Origin of the sequence: Paenibacillus sp. FSL W7-1088, from assembly GCF_037969855.1 — a bacterium.
Classification (GTDB): domain Bacteria; phylum Bacillota; class Bacilli; order Paenibacillales; family Paenibacillaceae; genus Paenibacillus.
Genome location: NZ_CP150216.1, coordinates 1,048,506 through 1,059,357 on the forward strand (window position 1 = coordinate 1,048,506; position 10,852 = coordinate 1,059,357).

At 46.1% G+C, this 10,852-nt stretch carries 5 protein-coding genes; 4 read left to right on the top strand and 1 reads right to left on the bottom strand.

The annotated features are described in order from the left end of the window. The 3 genes from MKY42_RS04795 to MKY42_RS04805 all read left to right on the top strand — a co-directional run bounded on the left by MKY42_RS04795 (position 1) and on the right by MKY42_RS04805 (position 6,791). Positions 1-4,986 (top strand): DUF4132 domain-containing protein, encoded by a 4,986-nt coding sequence (locus MKY42_RS04795; protein ID WP_339849090.1) that lies wholly within the window; start codon positions 1-3, stop codon positions 4,984-4,986. A 302-nt stretch (positions 4,987-5,288) separates the two neighbouring features. Then, on the top strand, positions 5,289-5,753 hold the full coding sequence (locus MKY42_RS04800; protein WP_339852721.1) for an acetyltransferase: 465 nt from the start codon (positions 5,289-5,291) through the stop codon (positions 5,751-5,753). Positions 5,754-5,804: 51 nt separating this feature from the next. Continuing rightward, entirely contained in the window at positions 5,805-6,791 is a 987-nt protein-coding gene (locus tag MKY42_RS04805; protein ID WP_339849093.1) for a WXG100 family type VII secretion target, read from the top strand. 203 nt (positions 6,792-6,994) lie between these two features. On the opposite strand, the gene MKY42_RS04810 is transcribed toward MKY42_RS04805, so the two are convergent. Then, complete coding sequence (locus tag MKY42_RS04810) at positions 6,995-7,783, bottom strand: formate/nitrite transporter family protein (protein WP_053784134.1); 789 nt, start codon at positions 7,781-7,783, stop codon at positions 6,995-6,997. A 381-nt stretch (positions 7,784-8,164) separates the two neighbouring features. On the opposite strand from MKY42_RS04810, the gene MKY42_RS04815 reads away from it, so the two are divergent. Then, positions 8,165-10,828 (top strand): S-layer homology domain-containing protein, encoded by a 2,664-nt coding sequence (locus MKY42_RS04815; RefSeq protein WP_339849100.1) that lies wholly within the window; start codon positions 8,165-8,167, stop codon positions 10,826-10,828. Positions 10,829-10,852: the final 24 nt, after the last annotated feature.

A 10,852-nucleotide genomic window follows, 5' to 3' on the forward strand; every position in this document is an offset into this window, starting at 1 on the left:
ATGAATCAGGAAGATAAAGTTCAACAGTATCAACAAGAGTTGCAGGAAAAAGTGAAATCGCTGAAGGGTGTGGAGCAGGAACTCGCAGGCTATGTTGCAGAGATGGCTGGATTCACCTATTTGCGCGAAGACGAAAAGGCCTATTTGGATGCAGTGCAGCAATTGCAAGGTATGTCCGCTGAGACGAAAACTCCATTGTTCCGTCCATTGCTGGATGTGCTGGAGCAACTGGTCAGTGGATCCTTCCTGGCTCGATTTCGTTACATTGCAGAACGTGCCGTGAATTTTCCTTATAGCAAACATTATGAGCGCAGACCATTTCGTACGACCGATCCCGAACAGCATATAGGACAGGTTCTTCGTAAAATGATTGCCTTGTTCCGTATGGAGATGCATGACTTTTCTCTGAACGAATATGTATCCATGCGGGAGTACAAGTTTGATTATCTTCATGAGGTTAGAGCCGTTATACCGGATTGCATTGCCTTTGAACTGGATCATGAAACCGGGGATATGAAGCAGGCGCTGCATGATATTATTTATGGCGACAATCAGAATGCATTGCTGACCAATGAAATGATCAAGGGTATCTTCATGAGCAGTCAGGTGGATGCTTATCAAATGGTTGGGGAATTGCTGGTAGCAGCCAGACTGCAGGAGGGTTTGCGCCAGAGCATTGTGGAACGGATGGATGAAGGAACGCTTGAGGCGTATATATACATATTAAAAATAATCATCGACAACAACCTGATTCGGTTCAGTTCGGTGGTGAGAGCGCTCGCTGTATGGACAGGCATCGGCATTGAAGCGGCGAATCAGCGTGTTGCTGCGCAATTAATTACACAAGCACATCAGGCATTGACTGATCCTGCGGTGCGAGAAGAATGGCAGCAAAGCGCCAACGCAAACCAATTATTTATCAGTCTCTGGGCAACGGCAGTCATCGAAGAGAATGAGTTGGAGCGAAAAATCATCCAGATCATGGATCACGGGCAAGTATATCAGCAGATTGTTGCACAATACGTACTTGCTAACAGTCAGAACAGAGGGCTGCGCTTAAACATGGCACGTCAGTATCTTGAGGTACAGGATCTGGAGTTGCTGCATTGGGTGATTGAGAATTATGATGCCATGTACATGTTTAACTGGAGCTTTGAAAATGGGGAGAATCAACGCACTGTTCACGTTTGGCCGCTGCCTCTTTTTGAAGATAAAGCCGTGCGTCGTCGTGACTTTGATCTGTTTAAACAAATGCTGGCCTACATTCCGCAGGGAGGGACAGGTGGACCATCCGGTGTTCTTGAATTTGTTCAATATCGGATCGATCCGGATGATGTAGTGAAAAAAATGCTGTACCTTGCTGCGTATGACATGGACCCGGAATGGATTGGCGAGGTCATTGCACTCAAGGACAAACTAAGCCCGGATTTGCGAGGAGAATTGTTGTCCCAATTTGTCCATCATCCCGAGAACGAAGTACAAAGACAGTTTATTTTTGACAGTCTGTCGGATAAGAGCATGAACAATCGCGAGAATGCTCTGCTCAAAGCCAAGCTGCTGACGCTTACGCTCGAAGAGATGCTGCAAATGGAGGCGTTGCTCAAACTGAAAACGGGATCTTTGCGTCAGAAGACCATTCAGGTGTTACTGCTTCAGCCAACAGATCAGCTGATGGTATCCCTGAAACGACTTGTACAATCCAAAACTGAACTGCAGCGATTGGGTGCGCTGGAACTGTTGACCGAGATCTCCGCAGATCCCCAACGCATGGAGCAGCAGGAGCAGATGCAGCCAATCATAGCGTTAATCAAGACACCAACAGCCAAGGAGCAGAAGCTGCTGGACAAGCTTACAGAGCAGAGCAGCAGGTATACGGCGGCTAATGGATTCGGTTTGTATGATCCCTCATGGGAAAATCCATTGCTTCAGGAAGAACGTGATCTCGGCGGCTTCAAGCCGAAGGACATGTTTACCCTTTCCCTGGAAAAAGCGAAGCAGTTTCTTGATGGTTTGGATGCGTTGTTACATGAGCACAGAGACCATGAATATGAGGCAGAATATTATGCCGGTTACAAAGAAACCTTGCTTGTAGGTGCGACATTGCGTGCCATAGTCTTCATTCCTTATGATCAGCGGCAAGATATAGCATTATTGGAGCAGTTCCCTCTCCATGACATATGGGGAGAATATGTTCAGAAGAGTGGCCTGGATAGTAAAGAACTGCTGCAAATTTTGTTTGTGATTCGTTTGGAGGATCTGAACAAGAAGCTGGATAGTTATTACCGTTACTATTCCAACATATACGAATATAGTGAATTGGAGAAACACTGGCTGCTGGAAGGATGGCGCAAGGAATTTGCCGAGGAGGTCTATCCGGTTCAGTATATCCAGGACATGAAAAAGATGGTCAGTGAGCTTCGTTACGCAGATCAGGTGAAAACACTGATTGAGGCCGTATATGAGGACAGTGATAAGTCAGATACATTTGAAATCACTGAGCGGACATTGTATGCGTTGATGAAAATGATGCCTGAGGAACAAATGGAAAAGGAATCGGGCATGCTCGCTCTCTTGTCTGGCCCATGGTTCTATATTGTCCGGGATCGTGTATATGACGATAACAGTTTCATGCGATACTTCCAGACGCTAAGCCAATTCGACCGATTAAATAAGGATAGTAACCGAGGCTCCTTCCTCACTCTGCACGATTACCTGCGTGCATACGAACTGGGCTTCATTGATGCACAGGAAGTCTACAAGCAGCTGCTTGTAGGAGAATCCCGTGCCCTGTTTATTCGGGAGTTGACATCCAGTCGGTCCGACTGGATTACGGAGAAACCGGTATTGGCAGAACTGAGAAGAACAGTTGTTGAACGAATTTTGGAGATTGAGTTGACCCGAGGGGAGCTCTCGACAGAAGTAAGTACACTGGCAATGAAGCTTGAACGCATTGAAGGTATGGAGCATTGGGTGCATCTCGTTGCTGCCATGGATCAGGATACCTTTGTCCGTGGATATATCTACAGCTATGGTGACAATACGACACGTAAAGAAACGTTCAGCCATCTGATCCAGGTTTGCCATCCACGTGATGGAGAGGACGAAGTTCTGTTGGGACAATTGCTGGCGAAGCATCCAATCCAGGAGAAGAAGCTCCTGGAAGCCGCAATGTACGCACCGCAATGGATGGAGATTGTTGCGAAGCATCTCGGATGGGAAGGACTGCGCAGTGCAGCCTGGTACTTCCATGCGCATATCAATGAAAGGTTCACTGCTGAAAAGGAAACCATTGTGGCGCATTATTCTCCAATTTCGCCTCAGGACTTTAACGAAGGTGCATTTGATATCGCCTGGTTCGAGGAGGCATATGAAGCCGTCGGTGAGGAACGGTTCAGTCTGTTGTACGATTGCGCCAAATATATTTCCGGGGGAGCCAATCACCGCAGATCACAGTTGTTCGCGGATGCGGCACTTGGAAAGCTGAAATTAGAAGACATGCGTCAGTCCGTGGAAGATAAACGCAATAAGGATCATTTGTTAACCTACAGCCTGATTCCGTTTGCAGAAGATCGGGAACAAGATCTGCGTGAGCGGTACGACTTCATTCAGAAGTTTCTGATGCAGAGCAAGCAGTTTGGCGCACAGCGTCGTGCCAGTGAGGGTCTGGTATCCCAGATTGCGCTGGGCAACCTTGCCCGTAATGCGGGATATGCCGATGTTACCCGGCTGATGTGGGATATGGAAGCTCGCAAGCTGGATGAGATGAAATCCTATTTTGAGCCCCATGAACTGGATGAGGCTACGACAGCCCAATTGGTGATTGATGAAGAAGGCCAGCCGGAACTGCTCATCGTAAGCAAAGGAAAAACACTCAAGTCTGTACCTGCCCGGTTCAAGAAAGATGGTTACATTGCCGAATTGAAGGAATTAAAAACAGATCTGGTTGATCAGTATCGCCGGGCAAGACAGGAATTGGAGCGATCCATGACGGCAGGAACATCCTTTACGAGTGAGGAAGTTTCAAGCCTGTTGCAGAATCCGGTTCTTCGTCCACTGGTTCGCACGCTTGTGTTCCAAGCAGATGACAAGCTGGGGCGTTTCGATGTAACGTCCGGCGGGCTGGTTACTCCGGCTTCGGATGATTCAGAACGCTCGATTCAAGCCTTGACGGAACAGGATCGCCTACTGATTGCGCATCCATTGCATCTGTTCCAGAGTGGAAGCTGGAGTGAATTCCAACGGGATCTGTTCAACCGTCAGGAACGCCAGCCATTCAAGCAGGTGTTCCGTGAACTCTATCTTCCGAATGAGGATGAGCTGGCTAACGGAACGGTATCCCGTCGGTATGCAGGTTATCAGATTCAACCGAAAAAAGCAGTTGCTCTGCTTAAAGGACGTCAATGGACCGTCAGCTATGAGGAAGGGCTGCAAAAGGTAAGTTATGAGCATAATCTGATTGCGAATCTCTATGCTATGGCAGACTGGTTCTCACCCGCAGATACAGAAGCGCCTACCCTTGAGACTGTGCAGTTCTATGATCGGAAGACGTATAAACCTGTCGCGTTGAAAGATGTACCGCCAGTCTTCTTCTCGGAAGTTATGCGTGACATTGATTTGGTGGTTAGCGTTGCGCATGTTGGCGGAGTAGATCCGGAAGCCAGCTTGACCACAATTGAGATGCGTCATGTGATTGTAAATGAGTCACTGCGTCTGTTGAAGATCGCTAACGTACGCCTCGATGGAAATTATGCTCGAATTGATGGTGAACTGGGTGAGTATGCCGTTCATCTTGGCAGCGGCAATGTGTTCAAACAGGCGACGGGCGCGCTTCATATCGTACCTGTGCACAGTCAGCATCGAGGTAGGATCTTCTTGCCATTCCTTGATGAAGATCCGAGAACGGCTGAGATTTTATCTAAAGTGATGTTATTGGCTGAAGACAAGAAGATCAAGGATCCGCAAATCCTTGCACAATTGCAGCATTAATTAGAAATATGGAGATGATGCCGTAGCCAAGTGGCATTAGTTTGACGAAGCTGAGTGAACCTATCGATTATCAGGCAGCTGAAGCACCGGTCCAAGGTGTCTTTGGCTGTCTTTTACTTTCTGTTTTTTGGTAAGGAATCAGCAGTGAGTTGACTCAAGATTGGCAATGGTGGGTACAGATTGAGTGTTGGGCATGGTAAAATATGCGTAGAATGATATAAAAATTGATGTATTAACCAAATCCAATCGCAGGATCGGATGGTTACATAATTGTTATTTTGGAAAAGGAAAAGGAGAATACATTGGACATGTTAATCGCTTCATATCGTGAACAGGATCATGACAAGTTGGTCGAGATTTGGGAGAGGGCCGTTCGGGCAACACACACGTTTTTGGAAGAACATCACATCCAGTTTTATAAAAAAGTAGTGAGCGATGTGTTGCAGCAAAGACAAGTTGAGGTATGGGAAGCGCTGAATGCTGACAATGAACCTGTCGGTTTTATCGGTTTGGATGATAACTTTATTGAGATGTTGTTTGTAGATGTCAGTCAGCACGGACAGGGTCTGGGACGTCTTCTGATCAACCATACCCTTAACATCAAAGGCCGTCACCTCAAGGTGGATGTCAATGAGCAGAATGCTGGAGCGGCCCGATTCTACGAGAAAATGGGATTTGTACAAATAGGCCGTTCCGAGTTGGATGGTTCCGGTAATCCGTTTCCGCTGCTGCATCTGGAGATCAAGGCAGATCAGGCTGCAAGATAATCATCGGTGTGCCAAGATACAGGAGGAATATGACGAAGAGGAGCGTGCAGGATGACACAGATTAAGGTAACACCGGAGCAACTGGATACAGTCAGTGGGCAATTCGCCCAGGCACATCAGCAATTGTCGGGGTTTATGTCCACATTGGACAGCCAGATCCGTGTCATGCGCAGCAATTGGGACGGAATGGAGCGGGAGCGCTTTTATAATGACTATGCAACGGCCCAAGCTACAATGAAGTCTGTCCTTGAGCTGGTTTTGTCCATCCAATCCGAACTCAAGAAAATTGCGGAGCGTTTCCGCACCACGGATGAAGATGTTGTGAACAAGGCTCTTATGGTGGCTTTGGCTGCGGCACAGACTCTTACGTCCCTCGGTAAACATAAAGGCGATGGCTCAGGCAAAACGTCCGGTCCTCCGGAGAATATGGAGGATTGGGATAAGAAGGACGCCGAGAATTACAAAAACTATGAGGAAATGTTGAAGAAAGCCGAGGAAATGGGTGACGAGAAACTGGCGAACCAGCTTCAAGCCAGCATGAACGTTATTCGGCTTCAATATGAGGACGAAATCTATCAAACCGATCCGAACACAGGCAAGACGGTGAAGATTACCGAAGATTCGATTGTAGGTACGTATCAGGTGAAAAGCGACAAGGGTGAAACGACAAGCATCAGCCTGGATAAACAGGGTAATGTCGTGGATTACAACAAGGATACGAAAAAATACGAGTATTGGGAACAAACCCATACGACCAGTCAAGGGGAGCATCTCTTTGGCAAAGGAGCACAAACGGCTACAGCTTATGGAATCGGCCTGCTGCTAACTAGCAAGAGTGGATCTGCCTTTACAGAACATGCCACCGGATTGGGTTCCTCCTTTGTTGCGGACAAGTTCCTGTTCTCCGTGCCGGAGGAAGGCGAGACGCGTACAATGATCTACCGTACCAACAAGGATACAGGCAAAATCGAGAATATGATCGTGGTCACACGTGGAGACAACGATATTGAATATATTCCGTGGCGTGAGTATAACTAAGCCACGGAGCCAAGCCTTGTAACCTCATTCGGGTACAAGGCAGTTAGAACCGAGGGCAGGCACATAGTGAGCCTGCCCATAAACAAACACCCGCGCAACCTTCATCACAGGATGGAAAGGTTGCGCGGGTGTTTGTGGTTTGGCTTACCGTCCAGCCAAGGTCAGGTGACCGGGTCAGTAAGGGGGCTTTTTTTGCACAAAGCTTAGTGTGTCTCTTCGTCCAGAAACGGTTTGTTCACCGCATAATACATGAAGCCCATCAACAGTACGCCGCCCACCAGATTGCCGAGCGTGACCGGAATCAGGTTGTGAATAACCCCGCCGAATGAGATCGTCCCCGGATGGTTCAGTACCAGCGCAATCGCAAACGTACACATATTGGCGACGCTATGCTCATATCCCGAGATGAAGAAACAGAAGACAAAGAGCATCATGGCGAACATTTTCGCACCATTCTCCTTCATGAACATCGGCACAAAGAACGCCAGACATACGAGCCAGTTACACAGAATGCCCCGGAAGAAAAGCTGCATGGCCGGAGCCTCCATCTTGTGCTCTACGACACTCAGCAGAAAACCATTCACCTGAGATGAATCGAACAGACCCGTCAGGTAGATTAACAAGGCAAATACCGCCGCACCCATTAGATTTCCACTGTAACTTGCAATCCACAGCTTCACCACTTCGAACCATTTCAGTTTCTTGCGTAAGGCGGCATAGGTGTAGTAGAACGTATTTCCTGTGAACAAATCACCGCCACCATAGGCGATCAGAATAATTGCCGCGCCGAACGTGAGGGCAGCCATAGGGTATGTAAAAGGGGAATCCTCCATATAAAAGAAGTTACCCGTCTTGAACGCCACGATGACGCCAAACCCGATAAACATGCTGGCGAGCATGGAGCGTGCAAGGTACCTGATCAAGCTTTGTTTGTAAATCTTGTGTTTCTTCAGCGCCAGCTTCTCTACGTTGCGTAAACCTTCCGTTTCCATAATTCGCCTCCAATAGCTAAGTTGATTAATTGCATAAACTTACAAATCTCACCAAGTTCTTTTCATTATAACGAATTTTGAGGCAGATACACGTGATTTCAGAAAAAGAATGTAAGAAAGCGCAATGTGAGTTTCACGTGAATACGTATTATATGAACTGATATTATTTTTTTTTAATAATTTATTTGCACCTATTTCAATCCAATGGGCAATCTCTTTTTGTATTTAACTTTTTGATCCAATGTTAAGTGAAGTGGGGGTGAAGGGGTTATTAGTAAGCACCTTTTAATTGGATAATATGTTAGTTTTTTTGTTCAGAATTTGTTCAGAAAATCTTGATAAACTATGTGCCGAAAACGAAGTTTTTGGGGAGGAACAAGCATGAATCAAGATTGGAAAAAATTACTACTTACTTCAATTGTAGTGGGCATGCTGTGGGGAAATCAGATCGTCAACGCAGCCGATCAAACGGGAGGAGTAGCAAATCATATATCATCGGTTTTCACAGATCAAACCGATATCCGTTCCACTTCCTTGCAAGCGGTTCAGGAAGCGGTAAAACAAGGATTAATTGCGGGATATCCTGATGGCTCCTTTCATCCGAGGCAGCATTTGACTCGAAGAGAAATGGCCGTATTGCTGGCTAAAGCAGCCCATTTAACACTTGAAGAACCATCGCAATTGGTTCGGAATAATTCAGACTGGGCCACTCCTTATATTGATGCTATTCGAAAAGTAGGCTGGATGACTGGAGACGCATCCGGTAATTTCCGTGCCAACGATCCAATTCGACGGGAAGAACTCGCTTCCATCTTGGTAAGAGTTACAGGAGCACAAGGAATAAAGGGAGGTCAACAACAGACACTTTCAGATGAATCCATGGTGAGTAGTTGGGCCAAAGAGCAGGTACATACAGCATTAAAGCTTGGATTGTTGGAATCCAGTGAAGGAAGTTTCAATTCCAAGGCTTTGGTGGAGCGGCAAGATATTGCTGGAATTCTAGTAGACGTTTTTCAAACGGGAGAGAGAACAGCTTCTCTGACTAAATTGGATGGAGATGTTGCCTACATCGACGGACGTCCTTTTGTAATTAGTAAAGAGCTTCAAAGTATTTTGAATGATGGGAATAAAGATGCATTACAGAACGCTGTGATCACTTATGATGCTCGAACACGTAATCTATCTTCCTTGTCGGAAATTCAGATTGTTCAAGCAGGGACAGTTAAAGATCCAGTGACATTGGATCTGAAAGGTTCATCTTATAAGGGCGTGATTTCAGTCTCGGCAGATCATGTGATTTTGAGAGCCGACACATTGTCCCAAGTTTTCTTAAAATCTGGAGTTAGTGTAGTAAGCATCGAAGGGGACATCGAGGCAGTGACCGTAGATACTACTGATAAGGTTACCGTTCAGGGAAGTGGAACATGGAAACAGATACAACTGAAAGATGCGAAGTCTGTTATTCAATTGCCTGAGACTGTAAAAACGGACAAGGTTATTCTTCCGAAAGGAGGGGTATCAACACAGATCATCCGCAGTACACCGACTGTAACGAGACCATCCAGTAATACGGGGACTAGCAACTCTAATTCAGATTCAGGTGGCTCATCGGGCCCATCAACGCCAACACCTGAAACAAATCCGCCAGTTGTCATTGTACCTCCGTCTCCCGTTAATCAACCTCCGGTTATTCAATCGACCATCCCCGACAAAAGTGTGTTTTGGGGAGAGGGTGCACAAGAGATTGATCTGAGCACAGTTTTTACGGATGCGGATGAAGATGAACTGAGTTATGAGATTTCAGAAATCAATCATAACATTGCTACTGTGGATATTCAGGGTTCAACATTGAGAATCCAGCCTGTTGCTTTAGGTAATACGACGGTTACGGTGAAAGCTACGGACGGAAAGGGAGGAAGTATAACGACATCCTTTAGCTATTTGGTGAATCCGTTTGTTATAACCCCACCAATACCGCCAGTTATACCACCGATTGTAACGCCGCTACCTCCAATAAACCATGCTCCCGAAGTGGTGAAAACATTGCAAACTGTTGAAATTCAATTGGGAACTACAAGTGATCCAATAGATTTAAAAACTATTTTCTCAGACCCGGACGGAGATGAACTGACCTTTGTTGTTACTTCATCCGATAATCAAGTTGCGAGTGCTGATATTACAGACAATATGATGTCACTGAATTTCTATTCTGTTGGATCTGCCACGATGACTGTAACTGCCAAGGACAATATCGGTGCAGAAGTGAAGAGCGAGTTCACTGTCGAGGTCAAAGCTCCTGTAGCTATTAATCATAAGCCCACGGTAGCAGGGCAGATTTCTAAGTTGAATGTAACTTTGGGAAAGGTTAGCGATACGGTAAGCCTGGATGGTGTGTTCGAAGATTCAGATGGAGACATTCTGACGTATACAGCAGAATCTTCGGATTCCAATGTAGTAGATACCAGTGTGCAAGGAGAAACATTGACATTGGGCTTCAAAAACGTTATTGGTTCAGCTACGGTTACGGTCAAAGCTACCGATCCTGATGGTGAAGAAGCTGAGACCACATTTACGGTTAAAGTGGAAGACCCGGATGCAGGAAAGGGATTATTTATTTCTGAGGTAGTCTGGGGTGAGGAGTTCAATCAGGCAATTGAGTTGTATAACCCTACATCCAAACCGCTTAACGGAGGGGATATCACAATTGTACGCAGCGATACTGATACGCCTATTACGTTAGATCCCGACACAATTATTCCCACCACAGGCACGTTGGTTCTCGCAGAAGAGCTTAGTAATTTTATAGAGGAAGAGTACTATTATCTGATTCTAGGTCTGGCTGAAAATACGGAGCCGGTAACGCTGACGCTATATTACAAAGGGGAAATCATGGATACGGCAGTTATTGTACCAACTCAATCTTTGACAAGAAAAAGGGATACTGTTCAAGGTGACAAGCTTTCTTATGAGCCATCCGAATGGAGCAATATCGGAGAAAACAATTATGATAACTTGGGCAAATTCGATTCTTTAATTACTCCTTAATTTCGTTTAATTCAACAGCAGATA